Below are 20,039 nucleotides of genomic sequence, written 5' to 3' on the forward strand. Positions count from 1 at the left end.
AAGCAAGATTGCTTGGATCACTTTTTGCCGGAGGTCATAACTATAAGGTTTGGGCATCAGTTTCCCAGAGGTTCTACTGGAGCTTTCATCAAGGTCTACTTCCAGTTTATCGCTTAACCGCCTTGGCGGTTGCTATACCATTATTTCTAGCATTGCTGCTGTAAGTCTCCGAGCCGAGTTCTGCACGACCTACATCTTGGAGTTTAATTAAATTGCCATTACTTCCGGCTTGAATAACTAAATTTTCAAACTCTGACGCATCTTTAAATTGACCATTGACTCGCAACGGAATTTCATAACTTTGACCTGGAGGGATAGGCGATTGACCTAACGTTCCGGCTCCGGCGAGAATGTTTTGCGTTTTGCGATCGCAATGCCGTAGAGACATCTGCCACAGTTAAGCCTCGACTTGCCAGCGCATTCGGATCGAGCCACAACCTCATTGCATATTGCTTTTCACCAAAAATTGTTAAATCCCCAACTCCCGGCGTTCTCAGCAGTTGATCTCGCAAATTCAGATCGATATAGTTACTAATAAACAGCGCGTCATACTCATTATTTTCGGGATAAAGAGCATAAACTAACAAAATACTTGTAGAAGATGTTTGTGCTGTCACACCGAATTGTTGCACCGTTGTCGGTAGGCGAGGTGTAGCACGGGCGAGACGATTTTGGACGTTAACTTGAGCAATATTTTTATCTACCTGCGACCCGAAATATACCGAAATTTGGCTACTACCTGCCGAACTGTTCGAGGTCATGTACTGCATTCCCTCAACGCCATTAATTTGTCGCTCCAGCGTAGTTGTCACCGCAGTTTCGACAGTTTCCACATCCGCCCCAGTATAGGAAGCTGAGACTTGAACGCGAATCGGTGCAATATCTGGCAAGTAATTAAGCGGCAGCAACGGAATACACACCCCACCGACAATCAGAATCAGTAGAGTGCAAACGGTAGTTAATACCGGGCGTTTGATGAAGGTATTCGCGATCGAAAAAATCATGAATTATCCATCCTGGATTTATGATATAGCGGTAGTCACATAGGTTAGGACATTTTAAAAATTTGAATGCCAGGCATAGTAAGACTTTTACCTCTTGCCTCCTGCCTCCTGCCTCCTGCCTTCTGCCTTTTGCCTTCTGCCTTCTTCAAGATATTGGTTGAATTGGTGCGCCTTCTCTAAGTTTGAGAATGCCAGAAGTTACAATCGTTTCGCCGGATTTAAGTCCATCGATAACTTGATAATTGGGCCCTTGAATATCTCCCAGGCGCACTAAACGCTGATGCACAACTTGCTGCTGTTGGCCATTGACGGTTTTGTTTTCGGTGACAAACACAAAATTTTGCCCACCAACGCGAGAAATTGCAACGGTGGGAATTAAGATACCTGGTTGTCGATTCCAAATCACGCGAGCTCTAACGTATTGTCCATCGCGCAATTGCCCTTGGGAATTCCGAAAGCGGGCTTTGCTCAAAACTGACTGTTGATTTGAACTTACATTTGGAGAAATGTAGTTAATCGCACCTGTACCAAGCACTTGCTGAGTGGTGGGATCGATTAGCTGCACGGGTAAGTTCGTTCGTAATTGGCGCGATCTATTTGAAGGTATAGAAAGATTGAGATCGAGTGAATCGTTTTGTGTGAGTGTGGTGATTGTTTGTCCGATGTTGACATAATCATCCAACCTTGACTGGAAATTCACCAACTACGCCAGTAATGGGTGCTACCACTTGCTTAAAATTGAGGCTGACTCGCGCCGCAGCCGTGCTTGCTTGAGCTTGACGGATGTTTGCCTGTGCTTGGCGGACGGCTGCTCTAGCTGCTGCGACTTGCTTTTCAGATGTTTGCAGGTCTGCTTGAGCAGTTTGTAAATTATTTCTAGCAATGTCTAACTCTTGTCTTGCTATGGCTCCTTCGTTGACCAACTGTTGGCTACGATTGAACTGTGTCCGTTGCAGTTGAACATTTGCAGCTGCTTTGGTACGTTGGGCTTCGGCTTGTTGTTGCTCTGCTTGAGCAGTAGCCAATGCTGCTTGCACCGAATTAGCAGCTGCGATCGAACTGGCGACATTGGCCTGAGCCTGATCTAAACTCAAAGATGCGATCGGCGTACCCTGCTGTACTCGCTGACCACTCGAAACGAGAATCGATTCAATTCGACCTTGAATTTGTGGTTGTAGTATGACTTTTTGTTGCGCCTCCAACGATCCCACAAACTCGGAACTTTCTTCGATTGTGCCTGCGTCAATTTTTTGAAGTTTTACTGGCAATGCTGGCGGGCTTTGAGCATTTGCTGCCGGGTCGTTTTTTTGACAACCACTAGTCAATGCTGTGAGCATTAGTACGATAACTAATACTGGATTTGCGAGTAAAAAGTTTAAGTGTTTAAGTAGATAATTACGTTTTAGCATGAAACCAAATGCTGATTAGTTAAATCTATACACTGTCAATCCCAGATATCTAAGAAAGCCTAATGACTCCAGTTTTGCCGCAATCCAGCAGAATTCAGGAGTCAGAATTCAGAATTCAGAAGTAATACTATGTCCGCTTGATTACTTATTAAAATCTAATCACCCCACCCCTCCCCGCCTGCGGGCAGGGGAGACAAAGCACAGCTTTGGCGAGGTGGGGTTTTTTATTATGGATAATTTGGCGGATATGATATAAAACAAGTTTTATACCTGGCTTTGAGACGCGAGCTTGTGTAGTTCACTAACTTGAAATTCGCAATAAATTTTCTATATGTCTAGATATTTTGTCGATCGCATTAGATGCATCTTTCACGAGAATCACGGCTTTACGTCAAACAAACTCATCTCCAAAAAATCTTTAGATTAATACTACGTGAGTTCGACGGATTAAAAAAAATACCAAAGATAGAGATAATTAAGTTTGTAGGGTAGATATCAAAGATTTTTGAAAATGATAAGTAAGTTGGCACAATAAAAACCAACTATGTAAAGAAAAGTAAACAAAACTCAAACCCTTTTTACTTATGCTTCTTGGCGATCGCAACGATAATTATTTCAGCCAACCTACTTAAATCTCTGATTTTGTATCTTAAATCTAATATTGAGAAGCAAAGTATTCCTGACAAATAAACGAGTATCGAACCTAATTAATATTAATTATGCTCAATTACTTAGCAAACTAACTCTTTGACACTCCAGGCAATGCAACACTATCACCTGGCTTTGAAGGCCATCTGACAGTCAAAATAGTGCAGTCGGACTCAGCAACCCACCAATGGCACACACCTGCACACCAAAGAACATAATCACCTTCACGAGATAATAAAATTTCTCTATCTTCAAATTGCAGGCGAAACTCTCCGTGAATGAGAATTGAAAGTGTCGCAGCTTGGTTATTTACTGCCCATTCAGTTCTACTGTCACCTGCTTTGTGAACAGCCCACTTTACTTCTAGCATTTCCGTGGAACGCGGATCGTCTTCAGGGGTGATAAAGTGACTCATGAACCATCCCCAACGATTTACACCTTCAACGCCTGCGTTTCCATAAACAACTTTAGGCTGCATCACTTAACTCCAAAGAAGGAACCAAAATTTGCCCGGTGTAACCTGCTTGCTTATATTGTTCAAGGATATGGGTTGCAATATTTCTTCCTTCACCAGCTGCAACTAAAGCGACACAAGCGCCGCCAAAACCCGCACCTGTGAGTCTTGCACCATATACTCCCGGAGTTTTTTGCAACAATTCGACTAGAGTATCTAGTGCTGGTACGGACACTTCGTAATCGTCTCTCAAACTGGCGTGGGATGCGTTCATCAATTCGCCAAAGCGTTCAGATGAGACTCCCTGCAATACTTCCAAGACGCGGTTATCTTCTGTAACCACATGACGGGCACGCCGCCGTAGAGGTTCGGGTAGTTTTTCTGTTACCTCAACATCAGTAATATCTCGTAGTGCCTTAACTTCTAGCGATCGCGCCGCTTCTTCACACTCAGCCCGACGCTGGTTATAACCGCTACTTGCCAGGGTGCGAGGTACGCCGCTATCAATCACCAAAATCTCTGCATTCTCAGGCAAAGGCATTACCCGGCGTTCTAAAGTCCGAGTATCTAAAAACAAGATATGTTCAGTATCAGCCAAACTAGAAGCCATCTGATCCATGATGCCGCATTGCACGCCAGCATAGTGAATTTCTGCTTGCTGGGCAAATTGGGCAATTTCAACATCATCAATGGGAAGGTTGAGAAGTTGGCGTAATGCCCGCAGCGTTGCTACTTCCAAAGCCGCGCTACTAGACAAACCCGAACCCATCGGAACCGATGATTTGACGTAGACAGAAAGCGATGGTATTGTGTGTCCTGCTTTTTGCAAAACCTCAATACAGCCAAAAATATAACTGGCAAATCCAGACGGGGAATGGTTTATATCTAAAATGTTCACTTGCTCGTTGAGATTTTCCGAGTAAAAGTGATGATGGCGTTGGCGTAGCCCGCCGCAGGCATCGCTACTCAAACTTAGCTGTACCGTCGTGGATTGAGGAATCGCCGTTGGCAGAACGAAGCCATCGTTATAGTCAGTATGTTCGCCGAGTAAATTTACTCTTCCTGGCGCACTGGCTTCAGTTTCAAATGGTTTACCGAATACTTGTTGAAAATCCATAATTTTTAACAAATTCTGTGGATTTAAGTTCCCCGCTTCTATCAAGCGGCAAGTTTTGCGGTGGGGTTAAAATCCCCATTGCAAAACTTAATTACGAATTACGAATTATTTAATTGTACAAAGGTACAGGGCGTGACCTTCCTTCTACCTCAACATTAGGAAAATTAGGATCGAAAGTCAGATTTTCTAACTTTCCATCCTTGAGAATCACAAAAGTATCTTCAATCTTCGCCCCTGCTAAACTAGGGTTCCAAGCAACAGCAATGCCTTCTGTCAAAGTATCAGTAGTAGTTGGATTGGCGACGATTTCTCGCGCCAGATATCCAGTGGTTCCTCCTTGGTGATGTTCGCGGATGGCATTGGGAAATCCATGTTGCTCATAAGCCTGAGCTAGGGCGTGATAAACTGCATCAAGACTGGTTCCGGGTTGGCACAAATTCAAAACTACTGCTTCTATTTCGCGCACATGGGAATGCAATTCGGCTCGTTCGTCTGAAAGCTTACCAAAACAAACAAATCGAGTTAGATTTGCATACAAACCGTAACCTCTAGCGCAAAACACCAGCATTGCTTGCTGTCCAATCTGTTCTCCGGTGGCTGTGGCATGACGGTACAGCGGTAAACGCCTCTCACCCGCTACCAGTGTCAGCGCTGGATGTAACCCTTGCGCCCATAAAGCCTCTGCACCCGCACCCGCTAATTGATATTCTGTCCAAGTTGGCTTGGCGGCTTTGAGTACTTCTGTCATTGCCTGACTAGCTTTTTGCCCGACTTGACGATATCGCTCTAATTCACTTGACATCATTACCCGTTTATGTTTTTGCAGAGTTGGGGGTAACGGTTTTTCTAAATTGGATAAATTGGAGGTGGGGCGATCGCTAATTGTTTTTCCACCGCCAGTTACATCACGAACGAAAGACTCACGGGCAGCATAATCAGCCCAAGGGTTCACATATACCTTAAAATTAGCTGGCAGTTCTTCATCCTGAAGACGCTGCGCTTCAATTTCATCCGTCAATACCCAGGCATCTTCAGTAGTTACTAATACTTCTGCTACACCAGTTTCAGCAGTCAGCAGCACGGTATTAGAAGCGCCAGCCGTCACCCAGGAAAACCAGTCTGTACCACGCAAACGCAGTCCTTGCACTTCGGATTCACGCAAGGTTTGCCTGATTAACTCTAGCTTTTTGGAGACTTCCTCATTCATAGGGAAAATACAGATAGATACGGATAATTATCAAATTTATCTAGGTCTGTCTGCGTCTGTCTGAGGTTGGTATTCCAAATGGTACACTAGCGATCGCTATTACCGTCGGATTACTCAACAATCCTGATATAGCAGTGTATTAATTGTATTAATCTATATCTAATTTTCTCACCAGTTCTCTAATTGTAAGTTATCAATATTACTAAAATCTTTGATATTATTAGTCACGAGAATATCATTGGAAGAACGAGCAATAGCGTACATTAACCTACTGCATAGCATACTCTACATCTACTAATTGATTTTGAATTCTTCTTTCTTTGATGTGTATTGACAATTACAGATTAACTTCACATCGACTAACTCCTTTAGGCGAACCGCACATCAAGCTAAGGTAGTTCTCAAGAACGATGTAATCGTCAGTAAATTTTTGAAATTATTACTTCTATGGAAATGGATTGCATCATCTTGCCTAATGATGTGAGTCTAAGAATTAAGCCTGTTTTATCCTCAATACTCATCAGCTTTGGCTATTTAGATTGACCTCCAATCCAAGGCTGAAAGGGTGCTGATTCAATTGTAAAAAGTTGCTGACTCGTTAGAACTAGCAACTTGGATTAGCGTTTAAGGAGATGTAATTAAATTGCATGGCCACAAAATATCCTAAATTTAACCAGGATCTCGCACAAGACCCGACTACACGTCGGATCTGGTATGCGATCGCTACGGGAAATGATTTTGAAAGCCATGATGGGATGACCGAGGAAAATCTTTACCAAAAGATTTTCGCTACTCACTTCGGTCACGTGGCAATCATATTTCTGTGGGCATCTAGTCTATTGTTCCACGTAGCTTGCTTGGCAAGGTAATTTTGAACAGTGGATTAAAGATCCTCTGCATATTCGTCCGATCGCCCACGCAATTTGGGACCCTCATTTTGGTAAACCAGCAATAGAAGCTTTTACCCAAGGGGGTGCTACTAATCCTGTTAACATTGCTTACTCTGGTGTCTACCACTGGTGGTACACCATTGGGATGCGGACGAATAATGACCTCTACCAAGGTTCAGTGTTCTTGTTGCTGTTAGCAGCATTGTTCTTGTTTGCTGGTTGGCTCCACTTGCAACCTAAGTATCGTCCTAGCTTGGCTTGGTTCAAGAGTGCTGAACCTCGCCTAAATCACCACTTGGCAGGTTTATTTGGTGTTAGCTCTCTGGCTTGGGCTGGACATCTTATTCACGTTGCCATTCCCGAATCTCGCGGTCAGCACGTTGGTTGGAATAATTTTTTGACTACCTTGCCGTACCCAGCAGGTTTAGCACCTTTCTGGAGGGGTGATTGGGGTGTATACGCTCAGAATCCTGATACACCAGGGCATCTGTTTGGCACATCTCAAGGCGCAGGGACGGCTATTCTGACATTTTTGGGTGGCTTCCATCCCCAGACTGAATCGCTATGGCTGACCGATATGGCTCATCACCATTTAGCGATCGCAGTTATCTTTATCGTTGCCGATCATCAGTACCGGACTAACTTCGGCATTGGTCACAGCATCAAAGAGATGCTCAACGCCAGAAAATTCTTTGGCATCCAAACCGAAGGTCAGTTCAACTTACCGCACCAAGGGCTGTACGACACCTATAACAACTCGCTGCACTTCCAGTTATCTATACACTTGGCAGCGTTGGGTACTGCCCTGTCGTTAGTAGCACAGCACATGTACTCGATGCCTCCTTACGCCTTCATTGGTAAGGACTACACAACACAGGCGGCACTGTACACTCATCACCAGTACATCGCTGGGTTCTTGATGATTGGTGCATTCGCCCATGCTGGTATTTTCTGGGTTCGGGATTACGACCCAGAACAAAACAAAGGTAACGTTCTTGAGCGCGTACTTCAGCACAAAGAAGCGATTATCTCTCACCTGAGTTGGGTATCGTTATTCTTAGGCTTCCACACTCTGGGGTTATACGTTCACAACGATGTTGTAGTTGCTTTTGGCACTCCTGAAAAGCAAATTTTGATTGAGCCAGTGTTTGCTCAATTCATCCAATCTGCTCACGGGAAACTACTGTATGGCATGGATGCTTTACTATCTAACCCAGATAGCATTGCCTATACAGCTTGGCCCAACTACGCTAACGTCTGGTTGCCAGGTTGGACAGATGCGCTCAACGCCAGCACTAACTCTCTGTTCTTGACCATTGGGCCTGGTGATTTCTTAGTTCACCATGCGATCGCTTTAGGTTTGCACACCACCACCTTGATTTGTGTCAAGGGTGCTTTGGATGCCCGTGGTACTAAATTGATGCCTGATAAAAAAGACTTCGGCTTCACCTTCCCCTGCGATGGGCCTGGTCGGGGCGGTACTTGCCAAACTTCCTCTTGGGAACAGTCTTTCTATCTCGCCATGTTCTGGATGCTGAATCTCCTTGGTTGGGTAACTTTCTATTGGCACTGGAAGCATCTCGGTGTTTGGCAAGGTAACGTTGCTCAGTTCAATGAGAACTCTACATACCTGATGGGTTGATTCCGTGATTACCTCTGGGCTAACTCCGCTCAGTTAATTAACGGTTATAACCCCTACGGCACAAATAATTTGTCTGTCTGGGCTTGGATGTTCCTCTTCGGACACCTGGTTTGGGCAACTGGTTTCATGTTCTTGATTAGCTGGCGTGGCTATTGGCAAGAGTTAATTGAAACTCTAGTCTGGGCACACGAACGTACTCCGCTGGCTAACTTAGCTCGCTGGAAAGATAAACCTGTTGCTCTGTCCATTGTCCAAGGTTGGTTAGTAGGTCTAGCTCACTTCACAGTTGGCTACATCCTTACCTATGCAGCATTCCTCATAGCTTCAACCGCCGGTAAATTCGGTTGAAGTTTTTGAGAGATATCCTCTGACCTTAGCTATCTCCCCCTCTATCCTGTCCGGTTAAAGGGGGATTTTTGTATATTCAATACCTTCGCCAAAAAAAGAGATTGATTATATGAGGTGCGCTAAAAGCGTAATACCAATTCACTAAAATTATGAAACAGATGTAAACCCTAAAACACTTGATATAGCAACAGCCAAAATGGTTAGGATATTAACAGATGATAAAATTTAGACACAAAAAGGCTTTTCACCCAGTCCCCAGTCCCTTGCTATATCTCTAAGTTTTTTAATTGCGTTAGCGTAGCAAGGCAAAGTTAGACGTAGTAGCGTGACATGCTTAAAATGTTGGGTTTAAAAAACTCACAAAAACTAAAATCTAATCATTAACAGAATTATTCAACCCAACCTACAATTTTTTTGTAAAATTTTAGCCTTGCCATGCCACTACGCGTATTTCAAAAATCAAATATGAGTACTATAGTTACTTCAGGTACTAGTATTTTATTTTTCACTTGGACGTTCGGTAGCAGGAGGAAACTTAACACTTTCTTCGACTCTATGGACTTCTGTGTTAGTTTGCTCTTCCGACAGGAGATCGTCAGGGTTTAATGATTTATCAGCAGCATCATCAATTACTCCATTGGCATTAACATTGGGTTTATCAGAAGTTCCTTTATGGTTAGCATGTCCACTAGGCATAACTATTACCTCTCATTTTTATAACTAAACATCCCTAGACTAAACTTTTTTGTTTAGAGGATGTCTGAGAAGTATTAAACATTACGCCCGATCCCCCCTAGCCCCCCTTAAAAAGGGGGGAATTTATCTCAAAGTCCCCCTTTTTAAGGGGGATTTAGGGGGATCTACAAGTCTCAAATACAACACTAAAAAGTTTTCAGACATCCTCTTAGAGAGATACACTATCAGAAGGCTTATAGCAAAATTATCTTAAATCCAGTCTGGAGTTATATAGATTTCTCGTTAGGGTAGACAATACTCATTGGTGTCAACATTTCTACAGAAATAGTGTTTCGCGATTTATACCATTTTTTCCAAGCCGTCATACGTGGTAATACCACTGACGTTGTGAGCTATCTTGTGGAACATCTAAAGCTCTTTTGACACCAATAAGCAATACTGTGCCCTTAACACGTAGTATCATTAATAGTTGAGAATGAGCGATCGCATCTCTTTCTTTTTCACTATCTGTAGTCGCATACGTCTAACGTCTCAAAGAGTTGCAGCTTGTCGTCACACATCGCTTAACCTTCAGAACGCCTTGCAAACAAGAAATGTTAGATTTGTTTATTTCTACTTACCTAATTTTTGTAAAACAAGATACATTAAATGGTAGTTTAATCGCAAAGGAACCAAAAAGCATGGCCGTTAGTAGCCCTGAAGTCATCCGTCACATATTGATCGGATTGGGATATTTAGCTCCTGAGATCGATCCTAAGCCGGATCTCACTAAATTTGCTCCCTGGAAGCGAAATAACAACTCTTTGACAGACGATCCTACTGAAGAAGCTATTAAAAAGTTTCAGAAACAGTACTCACAAAAACTTGTGGTTAATGGTAATGCTGATGCAGAGACTCGAACTGTCATGGAAGAAACAGTCATCGGGCTTCAAAACAGATTGAAGTTTCATGGTTTTGCAACCAATGCTGAAATTCCTCCAAACAAGCCTTTTTATGGCCCGGCTACTTATACAGCAGTCAAAAAATTTCAGAAATCTCAGGGTTTAACTGAAAATGGTATTGCTACTATTGAACAGCGTCAAATTCTACAGCAATCTAGTCTGACAGATAAGCCCCAGACTCCGCCTCAGTCACAACTAAAGCTGAGAGATTTATGCTTTCAATTCCAAAAGAATCCTCAAAATCCTTCTTACATCGCAGCGTTAAATAACTTACAACAAAATCTACCCAAGGACGTTTTACACAAAGTTACTAACAAATGGAGGGGGACAAACGATCAAAATCCTGAGATTGTCAAGCTGACGAATCTGTTTATTTATTATGATGACAATAATGCAAATCATCGTGATGCACTAAATCACTTACAAAGTCAGATTACCCCAGCTATCTCTCAAGCATTTTTAAGTCTTTGGAATAAGAAGTAACAAATGGGACTGATAGCAAAAGTCTGAATTCAGAATTCAGAATGGGCTACGCCCCGCTGCGCCAACAGAAGTAAAACACGCTTTCTACCTAGATAACAGACTTAGCTTGTGTACCTCATCAACTTGAAATCTGCTTTTTTACATCTGATACCAATTCAAAAAATGTTTACGACAGATAAGCCCACCCGCGCTGACGCGCACCCTTTAGTAAGGGCAGGGTTGGTGATATATATTATCTATGTGTTGCATTCTTTTTTCAAATTGGTATGAGATCCGAGAATTAAAAACCAGGTTTCTAATCTCTGCTGAGTAGGAAACCTGTTTTTTAACAATTCTAAATTCTAAGTTCTGAATTCTGAATTCTGATTTAATATTCAATTCCCGGTTGTGCTTTTACACCTTGATCGCGGAAAGGGTGTTTAACTAGAGTCATTTCAGTTACTAAGTCAGCACGCTCAATTAAAGCAGGTGGTGCGCCTCTACCTGTGAGAATAACGTGTTTGTTAGCGGGTTTTTGCGCCAAACCTGCTAAAACGTCTTCTACTGGCAAGTAAGCCATTTTGAGGGCGATATTGATTTCGTCTAACAACACTAGATGAAAGTCTGGGTTGCGAATGTATTCTAACGATTTTTCCCAGGCGGCGCTAGCTTTGTCAAGATCGCGATCGCGGTCTTGAGTTTCCCAGGTAAAGCCTTCGCCCATTGCGTGAAATTCTATCTGGTCTTCCCAATAGCTGAAGACCCTTTTTTCGGAAGGTTCCCAGCTACCTTTGATGAATTGGACGATCGCTACTTTATACCCATGACCGAGCGATCGCAACACCATCCCCAAAGCCGCAGTGGTTTTACCCTTACCGTTACCAGTATTTACAATAATTAATCCTTTTTCTGGTACAGCTTCTGCTATGCGCTTGTCTTGCACTTCTTTGCGTCGCTGCATTTTTTTCCGGTACTGTTCATCTGTCAGAGATGAAGACATTACCTCATCAATTAAGCGCCCAATTTCTTGGTCTGGGTTCAATTCTGGTGATGTATCGTGTTTCATTAAGCTTGTCTAGAAATAACTGTTAAAAGTGTTGAAAATGAACTAAAATCGCCTTAATTATCCAATTTTACCTACATTACTTGATTGAAAATGTCCAGTAAGCTTTCATGTGAAATATTAATAGTCTGTTAGCTTTATTAATGATTTGCAGACAGGTGGGACTATATATGATACACAAACTGAACTTATAATTTGAGTTTACTATTACTGTTTTAAATAATTTAATATGTTCATTAAAGCATTTTACCAGTAAAATTTTATTATCTCTTTTGGTACAGTCATGAGTTAGATACTTTAAGTATCAGGAGTATGATGTCTATCTAGTATCATAAGTTATGCAATTATGGATGTTGTTGTTTCCATTTTTCCCATAAAGCCTGCGTATCCTCTGGTTGCTCGTCATAGTTGAGCAATTGGTCTGAAATTATCACCCATGACTGGGCACTGCGTGTCCAAATGTTACCCACTGGGCGTAACCAACTTGTATCATCTAAGGTTCCAGCTTTGACATTGATCGTATTTGGATTGTAAGTCCTTTCGTGGAACAATCGCGTTCCGCAGTCGCCACAAAACAGGTTATTTACTTCACGGCCGGTATCATTTTTCCGAGTCCAAGCTTTCGGTTTTCCCTGAACAATTACAACAGCATCTCGTAACACTGTAAGAGACATTCCAAAAGCACTAGACGATTGTTTTTGACACTCCTTGCAGTGACATAGGTAAAGTGTTAATGGTTGGGCATGAATTTCATAACGAATCTGTCCACATTGACAGCCTCCAGTATATGGAAAACTCACAGTTTTTATCTCCTAACAATTTGTATTACTGTATTGTAACTAAAACTACTTCAGTATGAAAGCGGGTTTTATTAAACAAGAATATAAGACATCTAGACATGAATATATTTTCATTAGACCTCTTACAAAATTGCTTTTTGCACTCTTTTTGCTCTTCATATTTAGGAAATTTTAAACCTTCATCTGGGACGCGGGGTCAAAGTTGAATACATCTAAATAAATTCCCTAATGAATCTTGATGTTCGCCCAAAACTTCATTATTTCCCCAAATCAAGCAAGCTTCTAATAAGTTGAAATAGCGTTCTGTTAGATTCAGGCTTGACCATGATTGCAAAGTTGCGGCGTCTAAAGCTAAAACCTGCTTCTTTCCTTGGGATTTAATTTGGGCTATTCCAGAACTGCGTAATAACAAATATAGTCCATTAATGTAGGGGTATGATTTCTGTACGGGGCGTTTGAGTTTAGTTTCAATTGGGTGACTTAACTGAGAATTAACTTCTGATAGGACTTTTAGCGGTAGAAGATTATTAATACTACTAACTTCCACTCCATTTGGTTGTAAGAAATCTATCAGAGTTTGAAAGTCATGCAGAATCGTACCGGGTTGATTTTCCTTAATATTGAGTTCTTGAAGGAGTTTTTGTTGTGATTCTGTTAAGGAAGGCAGTTCAGGATTGAATGTGCGTTCTAGTCGCGCAAATAAATCTTCCATAAATAAAAATTCTAAATTATAAATTCACAATTTAACCTTCTCTCCAACCTGTTTTCTTTATACTATGACTACAGAAGTTCTTCTGATAAACATTGGTCTGTAAAGTGTCACAACAAAACTATCAACACCGTAAGTTTAATGAAATGCGAATAATAATATTTTCATCTTCTACTTGACAATCCTAGGAATTTGATATGAATAGTAACACTCGCCTACAGATGATTTTAGCTGATACACGTATTAATACAGTATTACCTGCGATCGCTCAACTAAATCTGCCTAACTGGTGGTTAGCCGGAGGTGCAGTCCGAAACACCGTTTGGTCTTCAATTTTTGGCAATGGCTGTGGGTTGGGTATTAAAGATTTTGATATTGCATTCTTTGATATAGAGGGGAACCGTTCCCAGGAACTAGCAGCAAAAGCTACTCTCACAGAACAATTTCCTGATGACGAGTTTGATGTCAAAAATCAAGCCAGTTTTGCTCGCTGGCGGCTTGGTAGCAGACCTTATACTAGTACAGAAGATGGCATCACAGATTGGCTGCACACCGCTACTGCTGTGGGAGTTCGACTAAATGCTCAAAAACAATGGCAATTTTTTACACCTTACGGGTTAGATGACCTATTTGGCGGCATTATTCGACCTACGCCAACGCATACTCATAATTTGGATGCCCATAATAAGGCATCTGGATTTTTACAGAAGTGTCCTTATCTGCGGTTGGCGTAAAAGTTACAGTCAAATTTTAGCCGCTAGTTTTCGTTACCAGGAAATTATCGCTTTTTAATTTACAACCCTTGGATACTGAAGCGCAATGTTAATAATTTTCTACGTACTGGGAATAATTAAACTAGAACCCCTTTCACGATAGAACAGGGATAATGTTAATTTTATAACTTTATAGGCAAAAATCAATGCCAAATCGTACTGGATACCAAATTAACTCCACTCTCCACGAAGGAATCCAAACAATTATTTATCAAGCACAAACTCCAAAGACGCAACAGCGAGTTATCCTCAAGCTGCTTAAAAATGAATATCCGACCCTTGAAGCCTTTACTCGCCTTAAAAATGAGTATCAAATTCAGCAAGGTTTAGACCATCCAAATATAATTAAAGCTATCAGTCTAGAAACCTTTGAAAACCGTGTGGGATTATTGTTAGAAGACTTTGGTGGTCAGTCTTTATCTCAACTGCTCCAAACAAAAAAGCTTGACTTAATTAACCATTTAAAGATTGCTATTCAACTGACTAAAGCTTTAGATTATTTGCATAATAATCAGATTATTCATAAAGACATCAAACCTAACAATATCATAATTAACTCCCAAACAGGTATTGTTAAACTCGCTGACTTTGGTATAGCCTCCCGTCTCAATAAGGAAAATCCCCAATTTAATAACCCTAACTGTGTTGAAGGCACACTTGCCTATATGTCTCCCGAACAAACTGGGAGAATGAATCGCATTCTTGATTATCGTACTGACTTTTATTCCCTTGGTGTGACTTTATATGAAATGCTCACTGAGAAAACACCATTTGTTAGCCAAGACCCTTTAGAAGTAGTTTATAGTCACATTGCAGTTAAAGCGAGAAACCCGCAATCATTAAATTCACAAATTCCTACTGCTATCTCTGAAATTGTGATGAAGCTGATGGCAAAAAATGCAGAAGACAGATATCAAAGTGCTACAGGATTATTAGCAGATTTAGAATCATGTCTCAAGCAGTTAGAAACAAAGGGAATCATTACTGATTTTGTGCCAGGTCGTTTAGATATATTAAGCCAGTTATTAATTCCTCAAAAATTATATGGTCGTGAAGAACAAGTTAATGAACTTTTAGCTGCATTTGAGCGAGTTACATCTGGAACTAGTGAAATGATGCTAGTTTCTGGTTATTCTGGGATTGGTAAATCAGTTCTAGTCAATGAAGTTAATAAACCAATTACTCGCAGACAAGGGTACTTTATTTCTGGTAAATTTGACCAGTTAAAACGCAATATACCTTATGCTTCTCTAATTCAAGCCTTTGCGTATTTAATGCGATATTTGCTGACCGAGAATAATGAAAAAATAGAAATATGGCGTAGTAAAATATTATCAGCTTTAGGAACAAATGGAAAAGTTATTACTGATGTAATTCCAGAAGTAGAATTAATCATCGGTACCCAGCCGGAAGTTGCCCAAATTGGGGCAACAGAATCACAAAATCGTTTCAATCATGTTTTTAAAGAATTTATCCAAGTTTTTACTCAAAAAGAACACCCATTAGTCATCTTTTTAGATGATTTACAATGGGCAGATTCAGCTACTTTAAATCTAATTCAACTGCTCATAACTGATACTGATAGCAAATATTTTTTATTTATTGGGGCATATAGAGATAATGAAGTTAGTTCAGCACATCCTTTAATCCAAAAGATAGAAGAAATTAAGCATAATGGCATGGTTGTTAATAACATTGTATTACAACCTTTAAATTTAGATAATGTAACTCAGTTCGTTGCCGAGACTATTCAAGAAACAGAGGTTAACCAAAATGGAGTAGTTAACAAAGAAATTATTAAATTAGCTGAGTTAATTTGTAACAAAACAGGGGGAAACCCATTTTTTATAACACAACTAATTCAGGTTCTTCATCAAGAAAAACTATTAACATTTGACTTTGCTAATGCTAAATGGCAATGGAGTATAGAGGATATTCAAGCAATTGGGATCACCGATAAGAATGTAGTTGAATTAGTTGCCAGCCGAGTTGAAAAACTACCACAGTTTACCCAAGATGTTTTAAAATTAGCAGCTTGTGTGGGTGACAGATTTAGTTTGGATATTTTATCGATAGTCAATGAAAAATCACCTTCTTTGACAGCAAATGATTTACACTCAGCTTTGCAAGCGGGATTAATTCTGCCATTAAGTGAAGCTTACCGTATACCTTTAGTTTTTAATCAAGAAGAAGCGGTTAATTTAAATTTTGATACTTCACGAGTGGGTTACAAGTTCTTGCATGACAGAGTACAACAAGCAGCATATTCGTTAATTCCAAAAGAACTGAAAAAATCTACTCACCTAAGAATTGGGCAATTGCTTCTTCAAAATATACCTAAAGAGGAAATAGAAGCTAATATTTTTGATATAGTCAATCAGTTAAATGTAGGTATCGTTAACCTGATAGAGCAATCTGAAAAAACTGAATTGGCACGATTAAATTTAATTGCAGGACGAAAAGCTAAAGCTTCTACAGCTTACGAAGCTGCTCTTAAATACTTCACAAATGGAATAGAACTTTTAAATATAGACGCTTGGCAAACGGAATATACCTTAACCATCGGTTTATATGAAGGAGCCGCAGAAGCAGCCTATTTGGGTGGTGATTTTGAGCAGATGCAAATATGGGCTGAGGTGGTGCAGCAGAAAGCCAAAATTCTTTTAGATAAAGTGAAAGTCTATGAAGTACAGATTATCGCTTTTATCATTCAAAGCAAGCAATTGGAAGCTATTCAAACCGCAGTATCAATTCTGCAATTGTTAGAAATAAATTTTCCAGACGAACCGACATCAACTGATATTCAACAGGGGATGGATGAAATTGCTGTTTCTTTGAAAGGGAAAGCCATTGCAGATTTAATTAATTTACCATTAATGAACGATCCTAACAAGATTGCAGCTATGAGAATCTTAATGGGAGTTCTACCTGCGGCTTTTCAAACTGCTCCGGCAATGATGCCAATTATTGTCTGTAAAATGGTCAATTTGTCCCTAAGGTATGGAAATACAGCTGTATCTGCTTATGGTTATAGTCTTTATGGATTACTTCTTTGTGGAATTCAAGGAGAAATTGATTCTGGCTATGAATTTGGGAAATTAGCTTCACATCTGGTGTCACAATTTAATGCTGAAGAACTCAAGGCGAAAATTCTGACGGTTGTTAGTGCCCATGTTATGCATTGGAAAGAGCATGTAAGAGAGACATTAACATCATCAATGTCAGGATATTCTAGTGGTCTGGAGACTGGGGATTTAGAATATGCTGGTTATTGTGGTTACATTTATCCCTATCATTCATTTTGGCTGGGTAAAGAACTTTGGGTTTTAGAAAAAGAATTGATAGCTTATTGTGATTCGCTGAAAAAAATTAAGCAGCAAGTAGCTTTCACTTGGAACTCAGTGTATTTGCAAACAGTACTGAACTTGAAAGGAAGTTTTGAAAATGCGGACTGTTTAATTGGAGAAGCCTACAACGAGCAAAGTATGCTGCCAATTCATCAGCAAGTAAATGACCTTTACACAATTAACCATTTATTTGTTAATAAGCTAATGCTCTCTTACATATTTGGAGAGTATTTTAAAGCTGTAGAAAATGCTGCGATCGCAGAAAACTCTTTAGGTGGTGTTACAGGGTTGTTTGTTGTCCCAGTGTTTTATTTCTACGATTCTTTAGCTCACTTGGCAATATATCATACTGCTAAAGAGTCTGAGAAGCAAGCAATTCTAGAAAAAGTCCAAGCTAATCAGCAAAAGATGGAACTCTGGGCTACTCATGCTCCCACCAATCACTTACATAGATTTTATCTCGTCGAGGCAGAACGGTGTCAGGTTTTGGGTCAAAAGCTAGAAGCAATGGACTATTATGAAAACTCGATTGCCAAATCTCAAGCAAACGGTTTTCTCCAAGAAGAAGCTTTAGCCTATGAGTTGGCTGGAAAATTTTATCAGTCTTTAGGTAAAGAATTAATTCATCAAACTTATATAACTAAAGCCTATTATGCCTATATTCGCTGGGGTGCGATCGCTAAAGTTAAACACTTAGAATCAAAGTATGTTTTTCTCGTAGGACAAACTACTACTATAGAAAACACTAGTTCAAAACTTGATACAACTCATATTACCACTAATACTACTACCAATAGCAGCTTAAGCGATTTTCTAGATTTTAATGCATTCATTAAATTTTCACAAGCGATTACTAATGAAATTGTTTTAGAAAATTTATTGGGTAAGCTGATCCAAATTTTACTAGAAAATGCTGCCGCACAAAAAGCAGCACTACTCCTACTTAAAGATAATCACCTGTATATTGAAGCTTCTGGAAATGCTACTGACGATGTAGTGACAGTTTTACGTTCTATTCCTGTTGAAACTTATCAAGATTTACCGCTATCTGTAATTAATTATGTTCTCCGAACTCAGCAATATATTGTACTAAATGATGCAATAATTACGGAACCTTTTAATTTTGATATCTATATTCAAAAATCTCAAACAAAATCAATCTTTTGTTTGCCGATTATGTACCAATCACAGCTTACTGGTATTATTTATTTAGAAAACCAGTTATCATCAGGGGCTTTTGTTCCAGAAAGGGTAGAGGTATTAAAAGTCTTAGTTTCTCAAATGGCTATTGCAATAGAAAATGCCAGTTTGTACACAAAGGCGCAAGATAAATCTAAAGAGTTAGAACAATCGATAAAAGATTTACAAGAGGCGCAGCTACAGCTTATCCAAAGTGAAAAAATGTCTTCTCTGGGTAATTTAGTTGCAGGTGTAGCACATGAAATAAATAATCCTGTTGGTTTTATTACAGGTAGTATTACCCAAGCAAAAGATATTGTTAAAGATTTAATAGACTATCTGCAAATGTACCGAGAAAAATTCCCTAATCCTGGTGCTGAAATTGAAGAAAAAGCCGAAGAAATAGATATAGATTTCCTGCTAAAAGATTTACCAAAAATGATTGATGGGATGACAGTAGGGACACAGCGCATTCGTAATATTAGTACCTCTCTCCGTACTTTTTCTCGTGCTGATACTACCTCTAAAGTATTAGCTAATATCCATGAAGGTATTGATAGTACTTTGATGATTTTACAACATCGTCTGAAAGCCGATCGTAATCGTCCAGCAATTAAGATTATTAAGCACTATGCAGATATCCCATTAGTAAAATGCTATTTGGGACAATTGAATCAGGTATTTATGAATATTATTGCAAATGCAATCGATGCTTTAGAAGAAGCAAATATCGGTCGTGATTTTTTAGAAATTCAAGAAAAGTATCCTAATATTATTACTATTGAGACTTATTTACAAGTAGATAATGACAAGGTGGTAATTAAAATTCAAGATAATGCCAAAGGAATGCCTGAAGCAGTTAAAGAACGCATTTTTGAAAATTTATTTACTACCAAATGTGTAGGAAAAGGTACGGGATTAGGATTATCCATTAGTCGGCAAATTATAGTTGAAAATCATGGTGGAAATTTGATTTGTGAATCAGTCTTGGGACAAGGAACACAATTTATAATTTCTATTCCAATTTTGGGAGAATAAGGAATTTTTGATAGTTTTCCTCAAATTTCGGTATGGGCGCGGACGGTTTGCAGTATTCTTGATTAAATTGGTTTATTATATCTGCATTGCCAATTTTGAGCAAGTGAATTTTCGATAAATTTACTGTTCCTCAAGGATGATGGTTGCGTAAGTCCTGTATGTAAGTAGTGACTTTATTACTTAATCAAATCAACACAAACTTAGTCACAATTAGCACTTGTAACTCATTAATTAACTGTTATAACTAATTGTATACATCAACTCTTGTATGTACTAGCTTTATCATTTACTAGAAAAAAGATTTTCTAGCAG

Annotated in this window: 14 protein-coding genes and 1 pseudogene; 4 read left to right on the forward strand and 11 right to left on the reverse strand. The window is 39.8% G+C overall.

Annotation, left to right across the window (positions count from 1 at the left end):
- Nucleotides 1–106 precede the first annotated feature (106 nt).
- The 7 genes from RMY32_RS28375 to RMY32_RS28405 all read right to left on the reverse strand — a co-directional run bounded on the left by RMY32_RS28375 (nucleotide 107) and on the right by RMY32_RS28405 (nucleotide 5,839).
- Entirely contained in the window at nucleotides 107–388 is a 282-nt protein-coding gene (locus RMY32_RS28375) for an efflux RND transporter permease subunit (protein WP_322711921.1), read from the reverse strand.
- Nucleotides 294–1,004, reverse strand: coding sequence for an efflux RND transporter permease subunit (locus RMY32_RS28380; RefSeq protein ID WP_322711922.1), 711 nt, complete (start codon nucleotides 1,002–1,004; stop codon nucleotides 294–296). Before RMY32_RS28380 ends, RMY32_RS28375 begins: the two co-directional genes overlap by 95 nt.
- A 145-nt stretch (nucleotides 1,005–1,149) precedes the next feature.
- Nucleotides 1,150–1,704, reverse strand: coding sequence for an efflux RND transporter periplasmic adaptor subunit (locus RMY32_RS28385; protein ID WP_322711923.1), 555 nt, complete (start codon nucleotides 1,702–1,704; stop codon nucleotides 1,150–1,152).
- A complete protein-coding gene (locus tag RMY32_RS28390; protein WP_322711924.1) occupies nucleotides 1,679–2,413 on the reverse strand; it encodes a hypothetical protein in 735 nt (244 codons plus the stop codon). Before RMY32_RS28390 ends, RMY32_RS28385 begins: the two co-directional genes overlap by 26 nt.
- A gap of 739 nt (nucleotides 2,414–3,152) precedes the next feature.
- The gene (locus RMY32_RS28395) at nucleotides 3,153–3,539 is read right to left on the reverse strand and encodes a signal peptidase I (RefSeq protein WP_322711925.1); all 387 of its coding nucleotides are present in this window, start codon (nucleotides 3,537–3,539) and stop codon (nucleotides 3,153–3,155) included.
- The gene (gene galK, locus RMY32_RS28400) at nucleotides 3,529–4,632 is read right to left on the reverse strand and encodes a galactokinase (RefSeq protein WP_322711926.1); all 1,104 of its coding nucleotides are present in this window, start codon (nucleotides 4,630–4,632) and stop codon (nucleotides 3,529–3,531) included. Before galK ends, RMY32_RS28395 begins: the two co-directional genes overlap by 11 nt.
- A gap of 109 nt (nucleotides 4,633–4,741) precedes the next feature.
- Nucleotides 4,742–5,839 (reverse strand): M24 family metallopeptidase, encoded by a 1,098-nt coding sequence (locus RMY32_RS28405; protein ID WP_322711927.1) that lies wholly within the window; start codon nucleotides 5,837–5,839, stop codon nucleotides 4,742–4,744.
- 647 nt (nucleotides 5,840–6,486) lie between these two features.
- Between RMY32_RS28405 and psaB the strand changes: the two are divergent.
- Nucleotides 6,487–8,719 (forward strand): annotated as a pseudogene (gene psaB / locus RMY32_RS28410) (photosystem I core protein PsaB).
- A gap of 498 nt (nucleotides 8,720–9,217) precedes the next feature.
- On the opposite strand, the gene RMY32_RS28415 reads toward psaB, so the two are convergent.
- On the reverse strand, nucleotides 9,218–9,415 hold the full coding sequence (locus RMY32_RS28415) for a hypothetical protein (protein ID WP_322711928.1): 198 nt from the start codon (nucleotides 9,413–9,415) through the stop codon (nucleotides 9,218–9,220).
- Between the two features lie 593 nt (nucleotides 9,416–10,008).
- On the opposite strand from RMY32_RS28415, the gene RMY32_RS28420 reads away from it, so the two are divergent.
- Nucleotides 10,009–10,839 carry a peptidoglycan-binding domain-containing protein gene (locus RMY32_RS28420; protein ID WP_322697410.1) on the forward strand — a complete coding sequence of 277 codons (831 nt, stop codon included), beginning with the start codon at nucleotides 10,009–10,011 and terminating at the stop codon, nucleotides 10,837–10,839.
- Between the two features lie 367 nt (nucleotides 10,840–11,206).
- On the opposite strand, the gene cobO is transcribed toward RMY32_RS28420, so the two are convergent.
- The 3 genes from cobO to RMY32_RS28435 all read right to left on the reverse strand — a co-directional run bounded on the left by cobO (nucleotide 11,207) and on the right by RMY32_RS28435 (nucleotide 13,393).
- Complete coding sequence (gene cobO, locus RMY32_RS28425) at nucleotides 11,207–11,884, reverse strand: cob(I)yrinic acid a,c-diamide adenosyltransferase (RefSeq protein ID WP_322711929.1); 678 nt, start codon at nucleotides 11,882–11,884, stop codon at nucleotides 11,207–11,209.
- Between the two features lie 341 nt (nucleotides 11,885–12,225).
- Nucleotides 12,226–12,681, reverse strand: a complete 456-nt coding sequence (locus tag RMY32_RS28430; protein WP_322711930.1) for a GFA family protein — start codon at nucleotides 12,679–12,681, stop codon at nucleotides 12,226–12,228.
- Between the two features lie 196 nt (nucleotides 12,682–12,877).
- Entirely contained in the window at nucleotides 12,878–13,393 is a 516-nt protein-coding gene (locus RMY32_RS28435) for a hypothetical protein (RefSeq protein WP_322711931.1), read from the reverse strand.
- Between the two features lie 194 nt (nucleotides 13,394–13,587).
- Here RMY32_RS28435 and RMY32_RS28440 point away from each other — a divergent pair, with 194 nt between their 5' ends.
- Both RMY32_RS28440 and RMY32_RS28445 read left to right on the forward strand, forming a co-directional pair.
- Nucleotides 13,588–14,124: a nucleotidyltransferase family protein gene (locus RMY32_RS28440; protein ID WP_322711932.1), complete on the forward strand. Its 537-nt coding sequence runs from the start codon at nucleotides 13,588–13,590 to the stop codon at nucleotides 14,122–14,124.
- A gap of 185 nt (nucleotides 14,125–14,309) precedes the next feature.
- Nucleotides 14,310–19,727 carry an AAA family ATPase gene (locus RMY32_RS28445; RefSeq protein WP_322711933.1) on the forward strand — a complete coding sequence of 1,806 codons (5,418 nt, stop codon included), beginning with the start codon at nucleotides 14,310–14,312 and terminating at the stop codon, nucleotides 19,725–19,727.
- The last annotated feature ends 312 nt before the right edge of the window (nucleotides 19,728–20,039 follow it).

Origin of the sequence: Nostoc sp. ChiSLP03a, assembly GCF_034531215.2 — a bacterium.
Classification (GTDB): Bacteria; Cyanobacteriota; Cyanobacteriia; order Cyanobacteriales; family Nostocaceae; genus Nostoc.

Bases quoted from the DNA above. Each gene is read 5' to 3' on its own strand.
- RMY32_RS28375 (WP_322711921.1), bottom strand. From the start codon at position 388: ATGTCTCTACGGCATTGCGATCGCAAAACGCAAAACATTCTCGCCGGA.
- RMY32_RS28380 (WP_322711922.1), bottom strand. From the start codon at position 1,004: ATGATTTTTTCGATCGCGAATACCTTCATCAAACGCCCGGTATTAACT.
- RMY32_RS28390 (WP_322711924.1), bottom strand. From the start codon at position 2,413: ATGCTAAAACGTAATTATCTACTTAAACACTTAAACTTTTTACTCGCA.
- RMY32_RS28395 (WP_322711925.1), bottom strand. From the start codon at position 3,539: ATGCAGCCTAAAGTTGTTTATGGAAACGCAGGCGTTGAAGGTGTAAAT.
- galK (WP_322711926.1), bottom strand. From the start codon at position 4,632: ATGGATTTTCAACAAGTATTCGGTAAACCATTTGAAACTGAAGCCAGT.
- RMY32_RS28405 (WP_322711927.1), bottom strand. From the start codon at position 5,839: ATGAATGAGGAAGTCTCCAAAAAGCTAGAGTTAATCAGGCAAACCTTG.
- RMY32_RS28415 (WP_322711928.1), bottom strand. From the start codon at position 9,415: ATGCCTAGTGGACATGCTAACCATAAAGGAACTTCTGATAAACCCAAT.
- RMY32_RS28420 (WP_322697410.1), top strand. From the start codon at position 10,009: ATGTTAGATTTGTTTATTTCTACTTACCTAATTTTTGTAAAACAAGAT.
- cobO (WP_322711929.1), bottom strand. From the start codon at position 11,884: ATGAAACACGATACATCACCAGAATTGAACCCAGACCAAGAAATTGGG.
- RMY32_RS28435 (WP_322711931.1), bottom strand. From the start codon at position 13,393: ATGGAAGATTTATTTGCGCGACTAGAACGCACATTCAATCCTGAACTG.
- RMY32_RS28440 (WP_322711932.1), top strand. From the start codon at position 13,588: ATGAATAGTAACACTCGCCTACAGATGATTTTAGCTGATACACGTATT.
- RMY32_RS28445 (WP_322711933.1), top strand. From the start codon at position 14,310: ATGCCAAATCGTACTGGATACCAAATTAACTCCACTCTCCACGAAGGA.